This window comes from Cupriavidus sp. SK-3, assembly GCF_000611145.1.
GTDB lineage: Bacteria > Pseudomonadota > Gammaproteobacteria > Burkholderiales > Burkholderiaceae > Cupriavidus.
On the sequence record NZ_JFJV02000291.1, the window covers coordinates 50,633 to 73,818 of the forward strand.

Consider the following 23,186-nt stretch of genomic DNA (forward strand, 5'->3'; position numbering starts at 1 on the left):
CCGCCGCGCCTTGTCGCGCAAGGACCCTGAAAAACGAACACCGGAGCAACAAGCATGGCCAACGTCACCCCCAACACACGCGCCTCGGGATGCCCCGTTGACCACAGCTTGCTGGCGGCGCAACGCACGCCTGGCGGTTGCCCGGTCAGCCAGGGCGCCGCCGGCTTCGATCCCTTCGAGGATGCCTACCAGCAGGACCCGCCCGAATACGTGCGCTGGGCGCGCGAACAGGAGCCCGTCTTCTACAGCCCGAAGCTGGGCTACTGGGTGGTGACGCGCTACGACGACATCAAGGCGATCTTCCGCGACAACCTGACGTTCAGCCCCTCCATCGCTCTGGAGAAGATCACGCCGACCGGGCCGGAGGCCAACGCCGTGCTGGCCTCCTACGGCTACGCTATGAACCGCACGCTCGTCAACGAAGACGAGCCCGCGCACATGCCGCGACGCCGCGTGCTGATGGAGCCTTTCACGCCGGAGGAACTCAAGCATCACGAGCCCATGGTGCGCAGGCTGGCGCGCGAGTATGTCGACCGCTTTATCGACGACGGCCGCGCCGACCTGGTCGACCAGATGCTGTGGGAAGTGCCGCTGACCGTGGCGCTGCATTTTCTCGGCGTGCCCGAGGAAGACATGGACCTGCTGCGCAAGTACTCCATCGCGCATACCGTCAACACCTGGGGACGGCCCAAGCCGGAGGAGCAGGTGGAGGTCGCGCATGCGGTGGGCAACTTCTGGCAGCTCGCCGGCAAGATCCTCGACAAGATGCGGCAGGACCCATCCGGGCCGGGCTGGATGCGCTACGGCATCCGCAAGCAGCAGGAGCACCCGGAGATCGTGACGGACTCCTACCTGCATTCGATGATGATGGCCGGCATTGTCGCCGCGCATGAAACCACCGCCAATGCGACGGCCAATGCCATCAAGCTGCTGCTGCAGCATCCGCGCGCCTGGCAGGAGATCTGCGAGGACCCGGGCCTGATCCCGAACGCGGTGGAAGAATGCCTGCGGCACAACGGCTCGGTGGCCGCCTGGCGGCGCCTGGCCACGCGCGACGTGCAGGTTGGCGGCGTGGACATTCCCGCCGGCTCCAGGCTGCTGATCGTGACGTCCTCGGCCAATCACGACGAGCGGCACTTCGCCGACGCGGACCTGTTCGACATCCGCCGCGAAAACGCCAGCGACCAGCTCACCTTCGGCTATGGCTCGCACCAGTGCATGGGCAAGAACCTGGCGCGCATGGAGATGCAGGTTTTCCTGGAGGAGCTCACGCGGCGCCTGCCCCATATGCGCCTGGTGGAACAGCGCTTCAGCTACGTGCCCAACACCTCGTTCCGCGGCCCCGAGCACGTGTGGGTGGAGTGGGACCCGAGGCAGAATCCCGAGCGCGCCGACCCTGCCTTGCTGGACGTACACGTGCCGGTACGCATCGGCGAGCCTTCGGGCCATGCCCTGAGCCGGCCGGTGGTGGTGGCTGGCGCGGCCCGAGCGGCCGAGGGCATCGTCAGGCTGCGGCTGGTATCGCCCGATGGCCGGCCGATGCCGCGCTGGACACCGGGCTCGCATATCGACGTGGAATGCGGCGATACCGGCCTGTCGCGGCAGTACTCGCTGTGCGGCGATCCGGACGACAGCGGCGCGCTGGAGATCGCCGTGCTGCGGGAAGCGCAAGGCCGCGGCGGCTCCGCATGGGTCCATGACAGCGTAAAGGCCGGCGACCGGCTGAAGATCCGCGGGCCGCGCAATCACTTCCGGCTGGACGAGAGCGCGGGCAAGCTGATCCTTATCGCCGGCGGCATCGGCATCACGCCCGTCAGCGCGATGGCGCGGCGGGCGAAGCTGCTCGGCATGGACTACGAACTGCACTACAGCGGCCGTTCACGCGCATCCATGGCACTGCTCGACGAACTGTCCGCGCTGCATGGCGATCGCCTGCATCTCTACGCCAGGGACGAAGGACGGCGCAACGATTTCGCCAGCCTGCTCGCGCATCCCGAGCCGGATACGCAGATCTACGCCTGCGGCCCGGCGCGCATGCTCGAAGCCCTGCAGCAAGCCTGCGCGGGCTGGCCCGAGGACGCGCTGCGGATCGAGCATTTCCAGTCCGCGCTGAGCACCCTGGACCCCGGCCAGGAGCAGGCCTTCGAAGCCGAGCTGAAGGACTCCGGCCTTGTCGTCACGGTGGCGCCCGGCCAGACCCTGCTGGCCGCGCTGCGCGCCGCCAACATCGACATGCAGAGCGATTGCGAGGAAGGCCTGTGCGGCTCGTGCGAAGTGCGCGTGCTGGCCGGCGAAGTGGATCATCGCGACGTGGTGCTCACCCGCGCCGAGCGCGAAGCCAATACGAAGATGATGGCGTGCTGCTCGCGCGCGAAGTGCACGCGGCTGGTGCTGGAGCTGTGAGCGGCGGCGCTTGTCCGCGCGCCGCCGTCTTTCGGCGAGTCGATCAGCCGCCCTGCTCCGCCACCAGCCTGGCGTCGATCGCACGCGCGCGCGCCACCGCCGGACGCGCGTTGATGCGGTCGATATAAGCCTGCACCACCGGCGTCGCCTCGACCAGCTTGAACATGGTGGTCCAGGTCAGCGCGGTGCCCCACAGCACATCGGCGGCGGTGAAGGTATCGCCCAGCAGGTAGGGCCCTTTTTCCAGCTGGCCGAGCAGCGTGCCGATCGTGGTGTCGTAGTCTCCATAGGGACACATCGCGCGCGGCGTCTCGCGCTGCTGCGAGCGGTCCACCAGCGCCGGCTCGAAGCACGAGCCGTAGAACGCCATCCAGCGCAGGTAAGGCCCGCGCAGCGGATCGGTCAGCGCGGGAGCGAGTCTTGCCTGCGGGAAGAGGTCGGCCAGGAAGATGAACACCGCAGTCTGCTCTGTCACCAGCGCGTCGCCATAAAGAATCGCCGGCACCTTGCCCATCGGATTGATGGCCAGGTAAGCCGGCTCGCGCTGCTCGCCGGCCTTCATGTTGAGCGGGTGGAGGCGATACGGCACGCCCAGTTCCTCGAGCAGGGTCAGTGCGCCGGTGGAACGCGTATTGGGCGAGTGGAACAGGGTGACTTCAGGCTGGGACATTGCGTGGGCTCCAGAGGGGGAAAGCAATCGGTGAAATCGGATCGGAAGATAGCGCGCTACAGGCTGGCGCCATCCACTTTCCTGGGCTGCAGTTGTGTCAGGTCGACGCCATCCAGGCAGCGCACATTGATGGCCGCCACGCGCGAGCCGTCCGGCATGCTGCCCAGCGCATAGGCCTCCACGCCGCAGGTCTCGCAGAAGCGATGGTCGATCACATGCTTGTTGAACTTGTAAGTGCGCGTGGCCTGCGCGCCGTCGGTCAGGGTGAACTTGTCCGCGGGGGTGAACGACCAGATGAACCCGCGCTTGCTGCATAGCGAGCAATTGCACTCGATGGCGCCAGCCAGGTCGATGTCCACTTCATAGCGTACAGCGCCGCAATGGCAGCCGCCGGAGTAACGGGATTCTGGCATGGTTGTCTCCGATATCATGGCGCTTTGCCGAAGCCCGTAGTCTTGCACCGATCCTCATGTCCAGATTGGAAAAACGCGACACGCATGCACCCGTCACCGCCGAGCCCAAAGGCATCGTCGACCCGCGCGGCACCGGGTGCCGCATCCGGCTCGGCCGCTATCTGCCATCCGAGGCGCTGGCGCCCTTTGTCGAGCACTACTGGATCGTCGAGTGGAACCTGGAGGGCCACGCGCCGGAGGTGCAGCGAGTGCTGCCCTATCCGAACGCCAACCTGGTGTTCGACCACGGACAGACGGCGATTTTCGGCGTGGTGCGCGGTGTCTTCGACCGCAAGCTCGAAGGCGCCGGCCATGTGCTCGGCGTGCGCTTTCGCGTGGGCGGCCTGCGCCCCTTTCTGGATGAGCCGATGTCGGCGTTGACCGATGGCACGCGCCCGGCGCGCCCTCTGCTGCAGTGCGACGAACGCCACGCGGAAGCACTGGTGCTCGATGCCGGCAGTGACGAGGCCATGGTGAGCGCCGCCGAATCCCTGCTGTCCGGCGCATTGCCCGCGCCAGACCCGGCCGTGGAGCAACTGCAACGCGTGGTGGCGCATGCCGCCAGCGCGCAGGGCCCGGCCGGCGTGGAAGCGCTGGCGCAATACGCCGGCGTGGGCGTGCGCGCCCTGCAGCGCCTGTTCCAGGAATATGTGGGCGTGTCGCCCAAATGGATGCTGCGGCGCTATCGCCTGCAGGAAGCGGCATGGCGGCTGGCGCGCGGCGAGCCGGTCGGCCTTGCCCAGCTCGCCGCGGATCTTGGCTATTTCGACCAGGCCCACCTGACGCGCGATTTCACCAAGCTGGTCGGGGTTTCGCCGGGCGACTACCAGCGCTCGCAAAACACGTCGGCAAACCGCCGCTGAGCGCCACGGCGGCGCAAACCTTGTCACCCGGCGCCGCCGATGTGTTCCGCCAGGTAATCGATCAGCACCCGCACCTTCGGTGGCAAAAAACGATTGGGCGGATATAGCAGCCATACCGAACCCACATAGGCGCGCGCCTGCAGCTCCCAGTCGGCCAGCACCTGCACCAGCTCGCCACGCTGCAACGCGCCGGCCGCGGCGAAATCCGGCAGGTTGGCGACGCCGAAGCCCTGCTGCGCCGCCTCAAGCCGCGCGCCGGCGTGGTTCGCGATATAGCGCCCCCGCACCTCCACGGTCTGCGTCTCGGTGTCCCTGCGAAACCGCCAGCGGTTGTCGTCGGCGGTTTCGCCAAGGTACAGGCAATCGTGCTGCGCAAGCTCGCGCGGATGCGCCGGCGTGCCGCGCGCGCGCAGGTAAGCCGGCGAGGCGCACAGCACCCAGCGCACCGTGCCCAGGCGCCGGCCCGCAAGGCCGGGCGGCGGGTGCCCGGTCAGGCGGATCACCAGATCGAGATCGTCATCGAGCGGATCGACCTCGTGGTCGGTGAACAGCAACTGGAGATCGATCTCCGTGTACGCGCGCAGGAAACCCGGCACGAGCGGATGGATCACCGTCTTCGCAAACGCGGTCGGCGCGCTCACGCTGACCCGGCCTTGCGGCCGGCCCACCAGGTGACCGGCCGCATCCATCGCCCCCGACGCGGCGCTCACCACGTCGCGGCAGTACCGGTACACCTGCGCACCCGACTCCGTTACACGCACCTTGCGGGTCGAGCGCTCCAGCAGGCGGGTCGCCAGGGCTTCCTCCAGGCGCTTGATCTGGCGACTGACCGTGGAAGGCGTGCTGCCAAGCTGGCGCGCGGCGACCGAAAAATTGCCAGCATCGACAACGCGCGCAAACACCGCCATGTCGGGCAGCAAGGCGAAAAGTTCGGTTGGGTTCATATGGCGTGATCGCGGCCGGCGCACTGGATTAATGCATCTGTGACATAAAGGCTTTGCACATCGACCCGATTATCACCGTGGATGCAAAGTTCGACAATGCAGGATCCATCGATCGAGAACCGCCATGCCTGCTCAAAAACGCTTCCTCCTGCTGTCCGACCTGATGCTGCTCGCGGTTGCCGTGGTTTGGGGCAGCAGCTACGGCATGGTCAAGAGCGCGCTCGTGTTTTATCCCGTACTGGGCCTGCTGGCGTTGCGCTTCGGCATCACCTTCCTGGTGTTGTCGCCCACGCTGGGCAGGCTGCGCCACGCCGACGCCGCCACGATGCGCGCCGTGCTCGGCACCGGCGTGCTGCTGCTGGCCATCTTCCTGTGTGAGACGTTCGGCGTGCTGCTCACGCGCGCATCCAACGCCGCCTTCCTGATCAGCTTGTGCGTGGTGCTGACGCCGCTGGTCGAATGGCTGCTGCTCAAGCGCAGGCCGGGCGCCATCGAATGGGCTGCGGTGGCGCTCTCGCTACTGGGCGCATGGTTGCTGGCCGGCGACGGCGAGTTCGTCCTCAATCCCGGCGATGGACTGATCCTGGCCGCCGCGGTGTTGCGGGCGTTGATGGTATGCGTGACCAAGCGCGTGATGCGCGCGGCGCCGATGCCGGCGCTGACGATGACGGCTGTGCAATCTGGCGTGGTGGCGGCAGGCAGCGTGGCCGTGGCGCTGGTCCTGATGCCCGCGCAGTGGCAACCCATCCCTTCGATCTCCGGCCACGGGGCATTCTGGGGCACCGTGCTGTACCTGGTGATCGCCTGCACGCTGTTCGCGTTCTTCGCGCAGAACTACGCCATCAAGCGCAGCAGCCCGACACGCGTGGCCCTGCTGATGGGCAGCGAACCCGCGTTTGGCGCGCTGTTCGCAAGTTTGTGGCTGGGGGAAAGGATCTCGGCCACCGCGTGGACCGGCGGTGGGCTGATCGTGGCGGCATCGCTGCTGGCCACGGTGCGCTGGCGCAAGCCGGCCGAGGCAGAGGTAGCGCAGGCCGCGCAGGCCTGACGCCCACGCTCAGCCGCGCCAGTCATCGTTCGCGGCGGCGATGGCCGCAAACTCTGTTGCGCGGGGTTGGATTGCCTTCATCCCGATACGGGACCAAAACAAAAAAGCTCCCGAGGGAGCTTTTTTGTTCATGCGTCACGCCCTACCGCGCGGGACTACAAGACAACGGCTCTCAATCCCAGGACAACGCCCCACCCGTCTGATACTCGATCACACGCGTCTCGAAGAAGTTGCGTTCCTTCTTCAGGTCGATCATCTCGCTCATCCACGGGAACGGGTTTTCCTCGTTCGGGAACAGCTGCTCCAGGCCGATCTGCTGGCAGCGGCGGTTGCAGATGAAGCGCAGGTAGCCCTTGAACATCGGCGCGTTCAGGCCCAGCACGCCGCGCGGCATGGTGTCCTCGGCGTAGCGGTACTCGAGGTCCACGGCCTTCCTGAACAGCGCGGTGATCTCTTCCTTGAACTCGGCGGTCCACAAGTGCGGGTTCTCGAGCTTGATCTGGTTGATCAGGTCGATGCCGAAATTGCAGTGCAGCGATTCGTCGCGCAGGATGTACTGGTACTGCTCGGCGGCGCCGGTCATCTTGTTCTGGCGGCCCATCGCCAGGATCTGCGTGAAGCCCACGTAGAAGAACAGGCCTTCCATGATGCAGGCGAACACGATCAGCGACTTGAGCAGCTTCTGGTCGTTCTCCGGCGTGCCGGTCTTGAAGGCCGGGTCGGTCAGCGTGTCGATGAACGGGATCAGGAACTCGTCCTTGTCGCGGATCGACTGCACTTCGTGGTACGCGTTGAAGATCTCGGCTTCGTTGAGGCCGAGCGATTCCACGATGTACTGGTAGGCGTGCGTGTGGATCGCTTCCTCGAAGGCCTGGCGCAGCAGGTACTGGCGGCATTCCGGCGCGGTGATCTGGCGGTAGGTGCCCAGCACGATGTTGTTGGCGGCAAGCGAGTCGGCGGTGACGAAGAAGCCGAGGTTGCGCTTGATGATGCGGCGCTCGTCTTCGGTCAGGCCGTTCGGGTCCTTCCACAGCGCGATGTCGCGCGACATGTTGATTTCCTGCGGCATCCAGTGGTTGGCGCAGCCGGCCAGGTATTTTTCCCAGGCCCACTTGTACTTGAACGGCACCAGCTGGTTGACGTCGGTCGAGCCGTTGATGACGCGCTTGTCGGCGGCATTCACGCGGCGGTCCGTCGGCGCGTCGGACGCCGGCAGGTTGCCGAGGATACCCGTGCCGGCCGGCTGCGTGGCGGCCGGCGGCAGCACGCCGTGCTGGTCGACAGAGCGTGCGGCGGCAGGCGTGGCAGTGGGGTTCGGCGCGGGCTGCGGGGCAGCCTGCGGGGTGGCTTGAACGTCGTCGTCCCAGCTCAGCATGGTGTGGTTCTCCGTGGAATGCTTTGGTTTGCCGTGGCCCCCCCCCCCCCCCGCCCCCCCCCCCCGCGGGGGGGGGGGGCGGGGGGGGGGGGGGGCCGGCAGGTAATGACTTACTGGCAGGCTTCGCACTCGTCGAAGCCTGCGTCGCCCGGGCGCATCGTGCAGACCGCGCCTTCGGCTTCCGGCATGGCCGGTGCGGAGGCGGCGGCCTGGTCGATGCCGGCGGCGCCGATGCCACCGTCGCTACCCGACGACACGGCATTCAGCGAGCCGCGCGACACGGTGGATTTCTCCACGTGGGTGGCTGCCATCGTGCGCAGGTAGTACGTGGTCTTCAGGCCGCGCAGCCAGGCCAGCTTGTAGGTGTCGTCCAGCTTCTTGCCCGAGGCGCCGGCCATGTAGATGTTCAGGGACTGGGCCTGGTCGATCCACTTCTGGCGGCGGCTGGCGGCTTCCACCAGCCAGCTCGGCTCGACTTCGAAGGCCGTTGCGTAGATATCGCGCAGGTCTTGCGGGATGCGGTCGATGCGGGCCAGCTTGCCGTCGAAATACTTCAGGTCGGCGACCATCACTTCGTCCCACAGGCCGCGCGCCTTCAGGTCGCGCACCAGGTAGTCGTTGACCACCGTGAACTCGCCCGACAGGTTGGACTTGACGTACAGGTTCTGGAAGGTCGGTTCGATGCAGGCCGACACGCCGATGATGTTCGAGATCGTTGCCGTCGGCGCGATCGCGATGCAGTTCGAGTTGCGCATGCCGTGCTGCTTGATGCGCGCGCGCAGGCTGTCCCAGTCCATGGTCGAGGAGTGATCCACTTCCAGGTAGCCGCCGCGCTCTTCGGCCAGCAGCTTGAGCGAGTCCTGCGGCAGGATGCCGCGATCCCACAGCGAGCCTTCATAGGTGCTGTAGCGGCCGCGTTCCTCGGCCAGCTCGCTGGAGGCGCGATAGGCGTAGTAGCACACCGCTTCCATCGAGGTGTCGGCGAACTGAACGGCGGCGTCGCTGGCGTACGGCAGGCGCAGCATGTGCAGGCAGTCCTGGAAGCCCATGATGCCCATGCCGACCGGGCGGTGGCGCAGGTTGGAGGTGCGGGCCTTCTCGACGGCGTAGTAGTTGATGTCGATCACGTTGTCGAGCATGCGCATCGCGGTGCGGATGGTCTTCTCGAGCTTGGCGTGGTCGAGCACCTGGGTGCCGTCGGCCTGCTGCTTCAGGTGGGCCACCAGGTTCACCGAACCCAGGTTGCACACGGCGATTTCGCTGTCGTTGGTGTTGAGCGTGATTTCCGTGCACAGGTTGGAACTGTGCACCACGCCCACATGCTGCTGCGGGCTGCGGATGTTGCAAGGATCCTTGAAGGTGATCCAGGGATGGCCGGTCTCGAACAGCATGCCCAGCATCTTGCGCCACAGCTGCATGGCGGGGACCTTCTTGAACAGCTTCAGCTCGCCATTGGCGGCCTTGGCTTCATAGCCCAGGTAAGCGGTTTCGAAAGCCTTGCCGACCAGGTCGTGCAGGTCCGGGCAGGTGGCGGGCGAGAACAGGGTCCACTCGCCGCCTTCCATCACGCGCTTCATGAACAGGTCGGGAATCCAGTTCGCCGTGTTCATGTCGTGGGTGCGGCGGCGGTCGTCGCCGGTGTTCTTGCGCAGTTCGAGGAATTCCTCGATGTCCAGGTGCCAGGTCTCCAGGTAGGCGCAGACCGCGCCCTTGCGCTTGCCGCCCTGGTTGACCGCCACGGCGGTGTCGTTCACCACCTTCAGGAACGGCACCACGCCTTGCGACTTGCCGTTGGTGCCCTTGATGTGCGAGCCGAGGGCGCGCACATTGGTCCAGTCGTTGCCCAGGCCGCCGGCGAACTTCGACAGCAGCGCGTTTTCCTTCAGCGCTTCGTAGATGCCTTCCAGGTCGTCCGACACGGTGGTCAGGTAGCACGACGACAGCTGCGAGCGGCGGGTGCCCGAGTTGAACAGGGTCGGCGTGGACGACATGAAGTCGAACGACGACAGCAGCTGGTAGAACTCGATGGCGCGTGCTTCGCGGTCCTTCTCGCCCAGTGCCAGGCCCATCGCCACGCGCATGAAGAATGCCTGCGGCATTTCGATGCGGGTTTCCTCGATGTGCAGGAAGTAGCGGTCGTACAGGGTCTGCAGGCCCAGGTAGTTGAACTGGAAGTCGCGCTGGGCGTCCAGTGCCGCGCCCAGGCGGGCCAGGTCATAGGTGGCCAGCTTCTCGTCCAGCAGCTCGGCTTCGATGCCGCGGGCGATGAACTTGGGGAAGTACTCGGCGTAGCGCGACACCATTTCGGTCTGGGTGACTTCGGCGCCCAGGATTTCCTTGCGGATGGTGTGCAGCAGGATACGCGCGGTGACCTGGCTGTAGGCCGGGTCCTTCTCGATCAGGGTACGCGCGGCCAGGATGGCGGAGTCGTAGACCTGGGTCATCGGCACGCCGTCGTACAGGTTCTTCAGCGTTTCCTTCAGGATCGGCTCGGCGCTCACGGCGTCGCCAAGGCCCGAGCAGGCGTTGTCGATCAGGCCATGCAGCGCGTTCAGGTCCAGCACGCGGGCCACGCCGCCATCGGTCACGTTGAACGTGACGCCGCCTTCCTGCACGCGGGCGACTGCCTGGGCATTGGCCTGGGCGCGCTCCTGGGTACGCTTTTCACGGTACAGCACATAGGAGCGGGCCACTTCATGCTCGCCCGAGCGCATCAGCGCCAGTTCCACGTGATCCTGCACGTCCTCGATATGGAAGGTGCCGCCGTTGGGGCGGCTGCGCAGCAGGGCGCGGACCACGTTCTGGGTCACTTGCTCGACCACTTCGCGCACACGCGCCGAAGCGGCACCCTGCCCGCCGTTGACGGCGAGGAAGGCCTTCGTCACCGCCACCGAGATCTTGCTCGGCTCGAACGCCACAACGGCACCGTTGCGGCGGATGATCTTGTAATCCTGGTAGCTGCCAGCGCCGGCAGTAGCGGGGCTCGACTGCGCGTTCGCTGCTGCACCGGCGGCGGCGGCGCCGGTGGAAATGTCGTTCTGGGCTGTCTGCATGAGGAACTCCTGTTCTGACCCGTGTTTTATGAGTGACAAAGAGTCCCGGGCAAAATGCGCAAAAAGGCTCTGACACGCCGGCCGGTCTTACCCGGGAGGGCGCGCTGCTTTGCTGGATTCTGCTGGGACTCTTGTGATGCGCCGGCCCTTCGGCGGACCGCAGCCATTGCTGCGGCGGAAACTGCACACCTAGGCCGGCTCCCCGAAAGCACCACTAGATCTAGTGGTCGATGCGAAAAACTGGACTAAGTATAGTGAAATGGGGCGGATTCACCAGTCTTGACAAGCGCTTTTTTGGCGCGATTTCCGGTGCGGGCGCAGCATGCGGCGCTGCGCCATACCCGCCAACCCAAGCGACTCAAGGGATCCCGCCCGACGGTGCGTTACCGCACTGTGACGCGAAATTTTTTTGATTGGGCTGGCCACTCCGATAGGCGCGGACTTTATCAGGGTTTTCCCCAGATTCACGCTATCCCCCAGGCCCCGCAATTGAGGCTTGCTTCAAGGCTGGTCTTTGCGGTAAGGCAACTGCCCCGGAGCCACGCCAGCGGCGGCGGCAAAGCCGGCCCAGTCGAAATGCGGGCCGGGATCGGTCTTGCGTCCGGGTGCGATATCGCTGTGCCCCGCCACCGCGCGCACCGGATAAGCGCCGAGCAGGGCACGCACCAGCGCGGAGGTGGTGTGGTATTGGGCCAACGCGAAAGGCTGGTCGTCGCTGCCTTCAATTTCGATGCCGATGGAAAAGTCATTGCAACGCGGCCGGCCGAAGAATTCGGACTGCCCGGCATGCCAGGCCCGGTCCAGGCAGGAAACGAACTGGACCAGTTCGCCCTCCCGCGTCACCAGGAAATGCGCCGAAACCCGCACCTGATGGATCGTCGCGAAGAAAGGATGGCGGGACGGGTCGAGGCGGTTCTGGAAGAAGGCCTCGATATCGCCGCTGCCGAACTGTCCCGGCGGCAGGCTGATATTGTGGATCACCACCAGGTCGACCGGCATGTGCGCGGGCCGGGCGTCGAAGTTGGGCGATGGAACGCGGCGCGCCGCGGGCACCCAGCCGGCCGGATCCGGGTGGAATCCAGGCCCGGGCGCGAACTTGCCGTTGTCGTGCTCAGGCATCGCGCTCTCCATCGGCGGCCAGCAGCCCACCCATCGGGCCGTCGCGCCTCGCTTCGCTGGCGTCGGCACCGTCGGCCGCGTCGTCGCGGCCCTCGCGGATGCCAAGTTGCTGGATGCGGTAGCGCAATTGCCGGAAACTCAGGCCCAGCAGCGGCGCGGCGGCGGTGCGGTTGAAACCGGTCTGCTGCAGCGCCTGCAGGATCAGGTCGCGCTCAAGCGCTTCCAGGCGACCGGTCAGGTCGATCGGGAATGTCGCGCGGCAAGCCGCTCCCGCCCCTTCGCCCAGGCTTGGCGCCGCGGGCTGCGAAAGCGCAGCCGCGTGCACGCCGGATCGGGATTCCGGCGGCGCTTCATGCTGGATATCTGGCCTGAGACCGGACGGCGCTGCCGGCGCAGCAGGCAGCGGCGGTGGCGCGCCGGCCCCTGGGTAGGCAACAGGCGCCGCCCAGGGCGCCGCATCCGCCGAAGACACAGAGGCAGGCGGGCGCGGCAAGGCCGAATACCCCGTGCCAGCGTCCAGCGGGCCAAGGTCGTCCACCTCGATGGTTTCGCCTTCCGCGAAGGCGTAGGCCCGCTCCAGCAGGTTCTCCAGTTCGCGCACGTTGCCGGGGAACGAATAGTCGGACAGGCGTTGCAGTGCGGCCGCCGAAAGCCGCTTGGGATGGGGATCGCCGTAGCGCACCGCCAAGTGCTCCAGGATGGCGCCCGCCAGCACCGGGATATCTTCGTGCCGTTCGCGCAGCGTCGGCACGCGCAGCGCCAGCACGTTGATCCGGTAGAACAGATCCTGGCGGAACTGGCCGGACGCGACCATCGCGGAGAGATCCTTGTGGCTGGCGCACAACACCCGCACATCCACGCTCTCTTCGCGGCTCGCGCCGATCTTGCGCACGCGCCGCTCCTGCAGCACGCGCAGCAGCTTGACCTGCATCGCCAGCGGCAGATCGGCCACTTCGTCGAGCAGCAGCGTGCCGCCGTTGGCGGCCTGGAAGAAACCGCCGCGCTCGGCGTCGGCGCCCGTGAAGGCCCCCTTCACATGGCCGAAGAACTCCGATTCCATCAGGGTTTCGGGGATGGCGCCGCAATTGACCGCGATAAAGGGATGCGCGGCGCGCGCGCTCACCGCGTGGATGGCGCGCGCGGCGCGCTCCTTGCCGCTGCCGGACTCGCCGCTGATCACGATCGGCGCCATGCTGCGCGCCAGCCGCGACAGCGAGCGGCGCACCTCGTGCATGGCCGGCGAATGGCCAGGCAGCAGGCTGGCCGCGCGGTCCGCGCTCTCCCGTACGGCCGCGCCGGCGCCCTCGGCGCCGTCACGCTGCTGGCGTCCCAGCGCATTGAGGATCAGGCTGCGCAACTGGTCCAGCGAGACCGGCTTGGCGATGTAGTCGAACGCGCCGGCCTTGAGCGCCTCCACGGCGTTGTCGGCGCTGCCGTAGGCGGTGATCACGGCGACCGGCACCCGTTCCGGCGCACTCGATAGCTGGCGCACGATATCGATGCCAAGCCCGTCGCCGAGCCGCATGTCGGTCAGCACCAGGCTATAGCGGCGCGCGGCGAGCTGCTGGCGCGCCTCCGCCAGCGAGCCAGCCAGCACCACGTCGTGCCCCATGCGGCGGATCGAGATATCGAGCAGTTCTCGCAGGTCGGCCTCGTCGTCGATGACGAGAATCGGATCGGGGCCTGGCGTCTTGAGGAGCATGGGTCTGCGTCTGGCGGTCTGGCGAAGTGGAATTGGTGCATTGGCGCGCGGCGGCCTGGCTGACGGCCTGGCGAACCGTTCGCGGCGGCAGCGCGGCTCAGCCGCCCGCGTTGTCCGGCGCGTCGATGCGCAGGGTCAGGACAAAGGCCTTGGCCGGCAGTGTATCGCGTGCCGCGGGCGCCAGCATGCCGGTCTGCGCCAGCAGCGCGTCAAGCGAAATCGTACCGTAGCGTACCTGGGCGTCGTTGGCGCCGCATAGCTCGCGCGCCATGAACAGGCCCAGGCCGGTGCCCTGGGCGTTGCTGGTAAAGAATGGCTCGAACAGCGTGCGCTGGTGCTCGCGCGACACCTCGACGCCATCGTTCCAGATGATCAGCTCCACGTGGTGCTGGTCCAGCGCGTGGGCCAGCAGCCGGATCGCGCCGGGCAGGCGGCTGCAATAGCGCCAGGCGTTGTCGAGCAGGTTGCCAAGCACCTGCTGCAGCTGCGACGGATCGAAGATGACCGGGCGCGCTACATCCACCGTGAGCCGCACCGCATTGGCGTTGATCTCCGCCGGCCGCGGCACGCGCCGCGCGCCGACCGGATCGTCGTTGGCGGAGCGCGAGCGCATCTCCAGCCGCCAGCGGCTGATGATCTCGGGCAGGGCCTGGTTCAGGTCCACGGCGGAGCGCTCGGTGCGCGGGCGGCGCGACATCTGCAGCACGTCCGACACCACCTGGTCGAGCCGGCGCACATTGTCGTGGATGATGCGCAGCAGCCGGGTATCCACATCGCCTTCGGGCCGCCCCGCCTCGCCGGGACGCACGCCCCGGCGGCTGGTCTCGGCCAGCAGTTCGCTGGCCTGGCTGATGGCCGCCAGCGGATTGCGGATCTGGTGCGCCACGCTCGCCACCAGCCGCCCCATGGCGGCCAGTTTTTCCTGTTGCACCTGCTCGGCGATGCGTTCCCAGCTCTCGATGTGGACCAGCACCGTGTCGCGCATCTCGCTGCGCAGCAGGGCCTCATCCTCCGGGCGCCAGGCCATGGCCTCGCTCTGCGCGATGGCCAGGCGCAGCCGCGCCGCCGCCTCGGGCGACAGGTCGTTCCAGGTGCCGGTGTTCATGGCGTTCTGCGCCCCGAGCGAGACCGACAGCGAGGAAGCAAAGGTCGAGCGCAGGCTGGCCAGCCCCGGCAGCAGGAAGCGCAGCCGCAGCCGCGTATGCAGGATGGGGCCCCGGCCCGAGGAGGGCCGCGAAGGCAGCGGCAGCAATTGCAGGATGCGCGGCGCGTCATCCTTGCTGCGCACCCAGTCGCGCAGCATCTCCATCAGCGGCTGCAGGCGGGGAATCTGGCGCAGGTCGAACAGTGCGTCACGCCCGGTGGCCGGCGTGGACGCCTGCTTGCCCCGTTCGGCGGGCTGCACGCCCAACAGCACCACCGCGGCCGGGTTGGCCGCCACCACCACGCCGTTGGCACGCAGCAGCATCACGCCATCCTGCATGTCGTTGACCATCAGCCGGTTGACCAGCTGCTGCAGGCGCAGCTCCTGCTCGCGCGCCAGCGCCAGCCGCTCCTGCGCAAGCTGGCGGTTGGCCAGCAGGTACATCAGCGAGGCCGCGATCATGAAGACCAGGCCATACAGACCCGAGCCCAGCAGGCCAGTGTCCGCCTGGCGCAGCAGCAGGGTCTGCGCAAAGGGGGCGCTCATCACCACCAGCGCCGAGACCGCCGCGGTGAATAGCGCGAACAACAGGCTGGTGAGCGCGCCGGCCTGCAGCGCCGGCAGCAGGAAGATCATGGCCAATCCCTCGCCGCGGTGGCCCTGCGCGAGAAAAATCAGGCCCAGCAGGACAAGGTCGGCCAGCACCTGGAAGCGCACCCGCAGATGAAAACCGCGGCGCCACCACAGCGTCGCGATCACCATCGCCAGCGCCACCCCGGCATACGGCACGGCCAGCGGCAGCGCGGCCAGGCCGTTGCCCAGCCCCTGCGCGGCCCGCTCGGTATCGCCGCGCTGCGCCGGCAGCCAGGCGTAACCCAGCAGCAGCGCGGCCACCGCCAGCCGCGTCCAGCTGAAATAGCGCAGCAGGCGCCAGTGGAATTCGGGAGGCTCCAACTGGCGCCATAGTGCGGCGACGCCGTGCCAGGCATTCAGGCGGGACCAGAACGAGATGCTACCGTTCATGTGGCCGGGCTGTCAGGATCGCTGTCGGCAGGCAGGTGGGCGCGCCGGCAGTAGTGCAGGCCGCGATAGGCGATCGCTTCGCCCAGCGGCAGGTGCACGCCGCATTGCGCGCACTGCACCATGGGTTCCTGCGCGGGCTGGGTGCGGCCTTGCGACCCTTGCGCGGAACCATGCCGGGCCGCGCGATCCCCCCGCTGGCGCGCCTCGGCGCGCTGGCGAAGCCACCAGAAGAAGCCCAGCACCACGGCCAGGACCAGGAAGATGCGTGCCATGCCGGCCTCAGAGTCGGTGCAGGATGACTTCGATGACAAAGCGGCTGCCGACATAGGCCAGCAGCAAGATGCCGAAGGATGCGATCACCCAGCGCAGCGCGGTGCGCCCGCGCCAGCCATAAAAGGTACGACCGGCCAGGATGCCGGCGAACATCGCCCACGACAGCAGCGCGAAGACGGTCTTGTGATCGAGCCGGAAGGCCCGTCCGAACAGTTGCTCGGAGAACAGCAGTCCCGACAGGATCGTCAGCGTCAGCAGCACGAAGCCGGCGCCGATAAGGCGGAACAGCAGTTTTTCGAGCGTCAGCAACGGCGGCAGCAGGTCCAGCCAGCGGCCGATCCATTGCGCCGGCTCGCTGGCCTGGCCGATCTGGGGCGAGCGGTTGAAACCGTGCAGGCGGCGTTCGGCCAGCAGCATCAGGAAAGCATGGAAGGCGGCCAGCGTGAACAGGCCGTAGGCCACGTTGGCGATGATGAAGTGCAGCTTGAACAACGGCCGCGCCGCATAGCCCAGGATCTGCGCACCGGGAAAGGCCAGCGGCATCAGGCTGGCCAGCATCGCCACCGGGATCACGATCAGGCCGAGGCCGGCCAGCGAGAAGAAGAAGCTCTCGATCCAGTAGATGCCCACGCCCAGCCACAACATGGCCGACAGCGCGAAGGCAAAGCCGAACACCATGCGGTCAGCCGGGAAAATGGTTTCGTGCAGCAGCAGGCCGTGGCTTGCCACCGCAGCCAGCATCAGCACATGCCACCAGGCCGGGCGTTCCTCGCCGCGTCCGCCGGCGCCCCCGCCGCCCTGCAGCAGCACGGTGGTCGCCGCGCCCCCGATGGCGCCGCCGGCGCCGGCAGCCGATAGCTGCGGGTTGCGCGTCGCCCAGCCGTGATAGGCCAGGCCGCAATAGAGAAGTGCCGTCAAGGCATACAGTACAATGGCCATTTGCACAGTTTACCTTAGCGCCCCGTCCCGGTGGCGCCCCGCTTGAGCCGGGTCCCGAGCCCGCATCAAGCCTCGATCAAGCCCTATCCCCCGGACTTCTGCCATGCTGGACAATCTCACTCAACGCCTGGCGCGGGTCGTAAAGACCATGCGCGGCGAGGCTCGCCTGACCGAAGCCAATACCGCCGAAATGCTGCGCGAGGTGCGCCTGGCCATGCTGGAGGCCGACGTCGCCCTGCCCGTGGTGCGCGAATTCATCGCCCGCGTGAAGACAAAGGCACTCGGCGAAGACGTGGTGTCCAGCCTGACGCCGGGCCAGGCCCTGGTGGGCGTGGTGCAGCGCGAGCTGACCGCCGTCATCGGTGGCGAGGAAAGCCTGGCCGCCGGCGACAAGAGCGGCGAGCTGAACCTCGCGGTGCAGCCGCCCGCCATCATCCTGATGGCCGGCCTGCAGGGCGCGGGCAAGACCACCACCGTGGGCAAGCTGGCCAAGTGGCTCAAGGAAAACAAGAAGAAGAAAGTGCTGACGGTGTCGTGCGACGTGTACCGTCCCGCCGCTATCGCCCAGCTCAAGACCGTGTCCGAGCAGGTCGGCGCGGATTTCTTCCCCTCCGAGCCGGACCAGAAGCCAGTGGACATCGCCCGCGCGGCGGTTGACTGGGCCCGCAAGCATTATCACGACGTGCTGATCGTCGATACGGCAGGCCGCCTGGGTATCGACGAAGCGATGATGCAGGAAATCGCCGCGCTCCACGCCGAGATCAAGCCGGTCGAAACCCTGTTCGTGGTCGACGCCATGCTGGGCCAGGACGCGGTCAACACCGCGCGCGCCTTCCATGACGCGCTGCCGCTGACCGGCGTGGTGCTGACCAAGCTGGACGGCGATGCGCGCGGCGGTGCCGCGCTGTCGGTGCGCCACATCACCGGCCGCCCGATCAAGTTCGTCGGCGTTGGCGAAAAGCTCGATGGCCTGGAGCCCTTCTACCCCGATCGCATGGCCCAGCGGATCCTGGGCATGGGCGACATCCTCGCCCTGGTCGAGGAAGCCCAGCGCGGCGTGGACATGGAAGCCGCCGAGAAGCTGGCCAAGAAGATCAAGAAGACGGGCGACTTCGACCTTGAAGACTTCAAGGCCCAGATCGGCCAGATGAAGAAGATGGGCGGCCTGGGCAGCCTGGTGGACAAGCTGCCGGCGCAATTCGCCCAGCAAGCCCAGGGCGCCAATATGGACGTGGCGGAAAAGCAGGTGCGCCGCATGGAAGGCATCATCAACAGCATGACCGCCGCCGAACGCGCCAAGCCGGAACTGATCAAGGCCAGCCGCAAGCGCCGCATTGCCACCGGCGCCGGCGTGCCGGTGCAGGAAGTCAACCGCCTGCTCAACCAGTTCGACCAGATGCAGAGCATGATGAAGAAGCTCAAGGGCGGCGGCATGATGAAGATGATGCGCTCGATGGGCGCGATGAAGGGCGGCATGAAGGGACTCTTCAACCGCTAAGCCGTCCGGCGTGGCGGCGCCCCGCTCTTTCCCGGCGCCGCCGTTTCACCCGCAAAAGATCAGATCAAGACAGAGACAGGATCCACATCATGATGACCGTCGAACGGGCCCGCGAACTGTGGGCCAACTCCGAGGAAATCGTCAGCGCGCAAGCCGTCCAGGAATCGCTGGACCGCATGGCCGGCGAGATCACGGAAAAGATGGGCGACACCTTCCCGCTGGTGCTGTCGGTAATGGGCGGCGCGGTGGTCTTCACCGGCATGCTGCTGCCCAAGCTGGCCTTCCCGCTGGAATTCGACTACATCCACCTCTCGCGCTACAACAACAAGACGGTGGGCGGCGAGATGCAATGGCGCGTGGCGCCGCGCGAGTCGGTCAAGGGCCGTACGGTGCTGGTGCTGGACGACATCCTGGACGAAGGCGAGACCATGGCCGCCATCCGCCAGCGCATCATGGACATGGGCGCCACCGCCGTCTACGCGGCCGTGCTGTGCGAGAAGGTGCTGCAGAAGCCCAAACCCATGCACCCGGATTTCTGCGGCTTCACCGTGCCGGAACGCTATGTCTTCGGCTGCGGCATGGACGCCCACGGCTACTGGCGCAACCTGCCCGCCATCAGGGCCTTGCGCTAAGGATCGGCCACAGCGAGGCCAGCAGCAACAGCGCCATCGCCACGTTGAACAGGCGCAGCACCCGCGGCTGCGCCAGCCAGCGCCGCAAGGCCGAGCCAAACACTGCCCACATCGCCACGCTGGGCAGGTTGATCACGGCAAACAACCCCGACAGCAGCAACACATTCAGCCAGACATTGCCGTGCAGCACATAGGTGCTGCACGCGCCCACCGCCATCACCCACGCCTTGGGGTTGACCCACTGGAACGCGGCCGCAGCCAGGAACCCCATGGGCTTGCCCACCTCCTGGTCCTGCACGCTGCCCGACGTCGCCAGCTTCCATGCCAGCCAGGTGAGATAGAGCGCAGCCACGACGCGGAGTACCTGCCAGGTCCATGGCAACGCCGCGAACAGCGATCCCAGGCCGAGTCCGACCACCGCCACCATCAAACCGAAACCGGCGCTGATGCCCAGCACATGGGGCACGGTGCGGGCGAAGCCGAAGTTCACGCCCGAGGCCAGCACCATGGTGTTGTTGGGGCCCGGCGTGATCGAGGACACAAGGGCGAACGCGCAGAACGCGGCAAACACGCCGGATCCGGCGACAAGCTGGGGCACGGCCATGACTGACTCCATCGCATGCAAAAGGGAATGATGGCAGTCTAGTCACGGAAAACAGTACAGTACCGGTACAGTTAACCAGAAAACTGGCAATACGCCTTTGCGTGTTGCCAATGGCACGCCGCATCCGGCTGCTTCACGGTTTCGCCGCATTGACTGCCACGGCCAGCGCGATGCCCCAGAGGATGACACCGGTGGCCCGTTCGACACCGCGCACCGAGCGGGCGAAACGCGCCCGCACCAGCGGATGGCGCACGCCCCAGGCCACCAGGATGTCCCAGCCGAAGACCATGGCGAACATCCAGGCACCGTAGCCAAGCTGGACCGGCAGCGGTGTGCGCGTGCCGGCCAGCACGGAAAACAGGCTGGCGTAGAACAAAGCATTCTTGGGGTTGAGCACCGCGGAAAGAAAGCCGGTGGCGAGTTGCGCCGCGTAGGCGGCGTGGCCGGCACCATGCGCCTGCGGGCCGTCAGCGCCCGGCATCCGCGTCTCGCCGCGGGCGCTCAGCAACAGCCAGCCGAGCCAGGCCAGGTACAGGCAGCCGGCCCACTGCAACACCGCGAACACGCCCTGGCTGGTACGCGTGGCGGCCAGGCCCGCAATGGCGAGGCCGATGAACACGCCATTGCCGAGCGCAATGCCCAGGCATACCGCGCTGGCACGTCCCACGCCATGCACCAGCGCGCTGCGCACCACCAGGAAGAAATCGGGTCCCGGACTGAGCAGCGCGAGAAAGTGCGCGCCCGCCACCATGGCAAATTGGCCGAAGCCGGAATCAATGGGAAAATCCACGCCAATCCTTTCGTGTCTTGTGATGGGCACGAAGTGTGGGCTGCGAGGTAGTGGCGCGTATTGGAGAAAATTGCGCGCGGCGGCTCAGCCGGCGCGGCGCTGGTAGCCGCGCGGCGTCAGCGCGACACGCTGCTTGAACGCGCGCTGGAAATGGCTCTGGTCGGAAAAGCCCAGCACCTGGGCGATCTCGGCGGGCGCCCCGCCCGCCCGCAGCAACTGGCGCGCATGGTTGATGCGTTGGTCCAGCTGATAGGCATGCGGCGTCATGCCGACCTCGGCGCGGAAGGCACGGATCAACTGGTAGCGGCTCATGCCGGCGCCGCGCGCCAGTTCGGCCAGCGGCAGCGTTTCCGCGTGGCGCGCCTGCAGGATCGCCACGAGGCGAGCCAGGCGAGCCTCGGGCGTGCCGGACGGACGCGGCGCGCGCACCGCCTGGCGCCGGTCGGCGCAGCCGAACAGCGCAGCGACGAAGCCAGCCAGCATGGATTCCTTTTGCGCGATGGAAGCCGCGGAGAACAGCACATGGTTGAGGCGGCACAGGCCGGCATAGGTGTCGGCCGCGCTGGTGACGCGCACCCGTGCCAGCGCCGCCGGCAACGCCTGCCCCGCGCCGCGCGCCTCCAGCACCGCGCCGGCCCAGGCCTGGTCCAGGTGCAGCATCTGGTAGCTCCAGCGCCCATCCGGTGCCGGGTTGCAGGCGTGCACCTGGCCGGCCGGGATCACTACCACATCGCCTGCCGCGAGCCGCACCGACTCGGTTTCCGTTGTGAATATGCTCTGGCCGCCATCGACGGCGCCGATCGACAGGGTGGGATGGGTATGCGGCAGGTAGGCGGCTGCGCTGTCGCTGGCGCGGCGGCTTTCGACATACGGCATGGCCGGATCGAACCAGTAGCAGGCCTGCTCCGTGCCCGCGCCGCTGCCGGGGCCGCCGCAGAGGCGCATCACTCGCTCCGGTACGGCCGCTCGCGCAGCCATTTGGTGGCGATCCATTTCTCGCCCGCCCCGACCGGCAGGCCGGCGTGCAGCGTGCGCTCATCCAGCGAGCCGTCGGACTTGCGATAGCTGAAATAGACAGCATTGCCCTTGACCGGCGCCACCTCCAGGCCAAGCTTGGGAAAAGCGGTGGCACCGCCGGCTGCCGGGCTGTTCAGGTAGATCACCAGGGTGGCCACGCGTTGCCCGCCCACCCTTAGCTGCCGCGCCTCCCCGGGCCGCTGGGGATTGAAATAGTCGTAATGCGGCTGGTACTCGCCGCCAGGCTTGTAGTTGAGGATCTGCAGGCCCTCGCCGCGATCCGCCGCAATCCCCGTCACCGCGGCGATGCAGTCCTCGATGCGCTCGATCAGCGGATGCTCGCCAACCTGGAACATCGCGCCCAGGCTGGTGCGCGCTTCGATCAGGTTCTCGTCGCCGGTATCGGGGTTGATCACCGGCGAACGCGCCAGGCGACCGCGCGCCAGCTCCACCAGGCCATCGCACTCGGCATCGGTCAGCAAATGCTGGAACAGGGTGACGCGCGGCGCCGCGAGAGTAAACAGGATGGGAATCTCGCGCCCGGCATAATGGGCTGCGTTGCGCCCGGGCTGCGCGCCGGCCTGGCCCTTGCCGCCGCCAGCATTGCCGGCTGGCTTGTCGATGCCAAGCTCGGCCGCCATCTCCGCGGCGGTGTCGGCTGCGGTCCCGCGCGCATCTGCCCTCGCCGCGACAGCCAGCGCAGCAGCCACGGTGGCCTGTGCGAAGGCCTGGTCGTAGCCCGACTGACACATCGACTGCACCAGCGCCTCGGCGCCGAAGCCCTGCCCGATATGGCGCCGCAGCCAGCGCTCCAGGTCCGCGGAGGAACTGGTGTAGCCCGCCTTGCCGGTGCTACCGGGCGTGCCGGGAGTATTGCTCATGAGGGGTTGGCCAGGCGCTGCGGCGAGAATGGATTGCGCGACGGCGCTTCGGGCGGCAGCACGCGGCTGCGGGTGGCCGTGCCCGTTTCGGGATCGCCGGCCACGGTAACGGTAGCTTCGGAATATTGCCAGCGCTTCCAGGCCGCCAGCACTGCGTTGGGGTAGTCGGGGCGGCCCCGGCTGCCGTTGTAGCGGCCCAGCGCGAGGAACAGGTCGCCCTGCTCGCGGTCGAGATAGTGCCGCAGGATGGTGCAACCATAGCGCAGGTTGCTCTGCAGGTGGAACAGCTTGCGAGAGTCGCCATCGCCGATGCTGCGCACCCAGAATGGCATCACCTGCATCAGCCCGCGGGCGCCGGCCGAGCTGATCGCGTACTTGCGAAAGTTGCTCTCGACCTGCACCAGACCGAGCACCAGCGCCGGTTCCAGCCCGGCGCGCTTGGCTTCGTAGTAGGCGGTCTCGATCAGTTCGATGCGCACCTGCGGCTCCGGGATACGCCCCGCGAGCCGGTGCGACATCTCCTCCAGCCACTTGATATACGCCAGCTGTTCGCCACCGGTGGCGAACGCCGGGCGCAGGGGGCGGCTATCCGCGATAGCCGCGGCAAGCGCGCCGCGCACCGAATCCGCCAGGTCCTCCTCCTTTTGCGCCCCCGCGTGCGCGGCGGCGCTCAACGCCAGCAGCAAGCCGGCGCCGGCCCGCGCCAGGCGCAGGCGGCGGTCCGGGGTCAGGTCCTGCAGGCGCGGGAGGCGCATG

20 protein-coding genes are annotated in these 23,186 nt (G+C 67.3%); 5 read left to right on the forward strand and 15 right to left on the reverse strand.

Annotated elements, in window-relative coordinates; genetic code table 11:
• Positions 1 to 54: 54 nt before the first annotated feature.
• Positions 55 to 2,403: a cytochrome P450/oxidoreductase gene (locus CF70_RS32280; protein ID WP_035875525.1), complete on the forward strand. Its 2,349-nt coding sequence runs from the start codon at positions 55 to 57 to the stop codon at positions 2,401 to 2,403.
• Positions 2,404 to 2,446: 43 nt separating this feature from the next.
• Here the strand turns inward: CF70_RS32280 and CF70_RS32285 are convergent, their stop codons facing one another.
• Together CF70_RS32285 and CF70_RS32290 are read right to left on the reverse strand one after the other, a co-directional pair.
• Positions 2,447 to 3,073: a glutathione S-transferase family protein gene (locus tag CF70_RS32285; protein WP_035875528.1), complete on the reverse strand. Its 627-nt coding sequence runs from the start codon at positions 3,071 to 3,073 to the stop codon at positions 2,447 to 2,449.
• A 56-nt stretch (positions 3,074 to 3,129) separates the two neighbouring features.
• On the reverse strand, positions 3,130 to 3,486 hold the full coding sequence (locus tag CF70_RS32290; protein WP_035875530.1) for a GFA family protein: 357 nt from the start codon (positions 3,484 to 3,486) through the stop codon (positions 3,130 to 3,132).
• Between the two features lie 56 nt (positions 3,487 to 3,542).
• Between CF70_RS32290 and CF70_RS32295 the strand changes: the two genes are divergently transcribed.
• Positions 3,543 to 4,388, forward strand: a complete 846-nt coding sequence (locus CF70_RS32295; protein ID WP_051649339.1) for a helix-turn-helix domain-containing protein — start codon at positions 3,543 to 3,545, stop codon at positions 4,386 to 4,388.
• Positions 4,389 to 4,411: 23 nt separating this feature from the next.
• Here the strand turns inward: CF70_RS32295 and CF70_RS32300 are convergent, their stop codons facing one another.
• The gene (locus CF70_RS32300) at positions 4,412 to 5,332 is read right to left on the reverse strand and encodes a LysR family transcriptional regulator (protein WP_035875532.1); all 921 of its coding nucleotides are present in this window, start codon (positions 5,330 to 5,332) and stop codon (positions 4,412 to 4,414) included.
• 124 nt (positions 5,333 to 5,456) lie between these two features.
• On the opposite strand from CF70_RS32300, the gene CF70_RS32305 reads away from it, so the two are divergent.
• A complete protein-coding gene (locus tag CF70_RS32305; RefSeq protein WP_035875534.1) occupies positions 5,457 to 6,380 on the forward strand; it encodes a DMT family transporter in 924 nt (307 codons plus the stop codon).
• Between the two features lie 172 nt (positions 6,381 to 6,552).
• Here CF70_RS32305 and CF70_RS32310 read toward each other — a convergent pair whose 3' ends face one another.
• From CF70_RS32310 to CF70_RS32340, 7 genes are all read right to left on the reverse strand, one after another.
• Positions 6,553 to 7,755: a ribonucleotide-diphosphate reductase subunit beta gene (locus tag CF70_RS32310; protein ID WP_035875536.1), complete on the reverse strand. Its 1,203-nt coding sequence runs from the start codon at positions 7,753 to 7,755 to the stop codon at positions 6,553 to 6,555.
• A gap of 110 nt (positions 7,756 to 7,865) precedes the next feature.
• On the reverse strand, positions 7,866 to 10,808 hold the full coding sequence (locus tag CF70_RS32315; RefSeq protein WP_035875538.1) for a ribonucleoside-diphosphate reductase subunit alpha: 2,943 nt from the start codon (positions 10,806 to 10,808) through the stop codon (positions 7,866 to 7,868).
• A gap of 501 nt (positions 10,809 to 11,309) precedes the next feature.
• A complete protein-coding gene (gene ampD / locus CF70_RS32320) occupies positions 11,310 to 11,927 on the reverse strand; it encodes a 1,6-anhydro-N-acetylmuramyl-L-alanine amidase AmpD (protein ID WP_035875541.1) in 618 nt (205 codons plus the stop codon).
• The gene (locus tag CF70_RS32325; protein ID WP_035875542.1) at positions 11,920 to 13,629 is read right to left on the reverse strand and encodes a sigma-54-dependent transcriptional regulator; all 1,710 of its coding nucleotides are present in this window, start codon (positions 13,627 to 13,629) and stop codon (positions 11,920 to 11,922) included. The genes ampD and CF70_RS32325 overlap by 8 nt, the downstream gene beginning before the upstream one ends.
• Before the next feature lie 97 nt (positions 13,630 to 13,726).
• Positions 13,727 to 15,796 (reverse strand): ATP-binding protein, encoded by a 2,070-nt coding sequence (locus tag CF70_RS32330; RefSeq protein WP_035875544.1) that lies wholly within the window; start codon positions 15,794 to 15,796, stop codon positions 13,727 to 13,729.
• On the reverse strand, positions 15,793 to 16,068 hold the full coding sequence (locus CF70_RS32335; protein ID WP_035875546.1) for a PP0621 family protein: 276 nt from the start codon (positions 16,066 to 16,068) through the stop codon (positions 15,793 to 15,795). The genes CF70_RS32330 and CF70_RS32335 overlap by 4 nt, the downstream gene beginning before the upstream one ends.
• Positions 16,069 to 16,075: 7 nt before the next feature.
• The gene (locus CF70_RS32340) at positions 16,076 to 17,008 is read right to left on the reverse strand and encodes a cytochrome C assembly family protein (RefSeq protein WP_035875547.1); all 933 of its coding nucleotides are present in this window, start codon (positions 17,006 to 17,008) and stop codon (positions 16,076 to 16,078) included.
• A 103-nt stretch (positions 17,009 to 17,111) separates the two neighbouring features.
• Between CF70_RS32340 and ffh the strand changes: the two genes are divergently transcribed.
• Positions 17,112 to 18,506 (forward strand): signal recognition particle protein, encoded by a 1,395-nt coding sequence (ffh, locus tag CF70_RS32345; protein ID WP_035875549.1) that lies wholly within the window; start codon positions 17,112 to 17,114, stop codon positions 18,504 to 18,506.
• An 89-nt stretch (positions 18,507 to 18,595) separates the two neighbouring features.
• On the forward strand, positions 18,596 to 19,138 hold the full coding sequence (locus CF70_RS32350) for a hypoxanthine-guanine phosphoribosyltransferase (protein WP_035875551.1): 543 nt from the start codon (positions 18,596 to 18,598) through the stop codon (positions 19,136 to 19,138).
• Here the strand turns inward: CF70_RS32350 and CF70_RS32355 are convergent.
• The 5 genes from CF70_RS32355 to CF70_RS32375 form a co-directional block, all read right to left on the reverse strand.
• Complete coding sequence (locus tag CF70_RS32355; RefSeq protein ID WP_081862463.1) at positions 19,122 to 19,742, reverse strand: LysE family translocator; 621 nt, start codon at positions 19,740 to 19,742, stop codon at positions 19,122 to 19,124. The two genes, CF70_RS32350 and CF70_RS32355, sit on opposite strands and share 17 nt — an antisense overlap.
• Before the next feature lie 133 nt (positions 19,743 to 19,875).
• On the reverse strand, positions 19,876 to 20,532 hold the full coding sequence (locus CF70_RS32360) for a LysE family translocator (protein WP_235185300.1): 657 nt from the start codon (positions 20,530 to 20,532) through the stop codon (positions 19,876 to 19,878).
• Between the two features lie 84 nt (positions 20,533 to 20,616).
• Positions 20,617 to 21,477 (reverse strand): AraC family transcriptional regulator, encoded by an 861-nt coding sequence (locus CF70_RS32365; RefSeq protein ID WP_035875554.1) that lies wholly within the window; start codon positions 21,475 to 21,477, stop codon positions 20,617 to 20,619.
• Positions 21,477 to 22,430: a 2OG-Fe(II) oxygenase gene (locus CF70_RS32370; protein ID WP_035875555.1), complete on the reverse strand. Its 954-nt coding sequence runs from the start codon at positions 22,428 to 22,430 to the stop codon at positions 21,477 to 21,479. The genes CF70_RS32365 and CF70_RS32370 overlap by 1 nt, the downstream gene beginning before the upstream one ends.
• Positions 22,427 to 23,185: a lytic transglycosylase domain-containing protein gene (locus CF70_RS32375; RefSeq protein WP_035875556.1), complete on the reverse strand. Its 759-nt coding sequence runs from the start codon at positions 23,183 to 23,185 to the stop codon at positions 22,427 to 22,429. The genes CF70_RS32370 and CF70_RS32375 overlap by 4 nt, the downstream gene beginning before the upstream one ends.
• Position 23,186 lies beyond the last annotated feature (1 nt).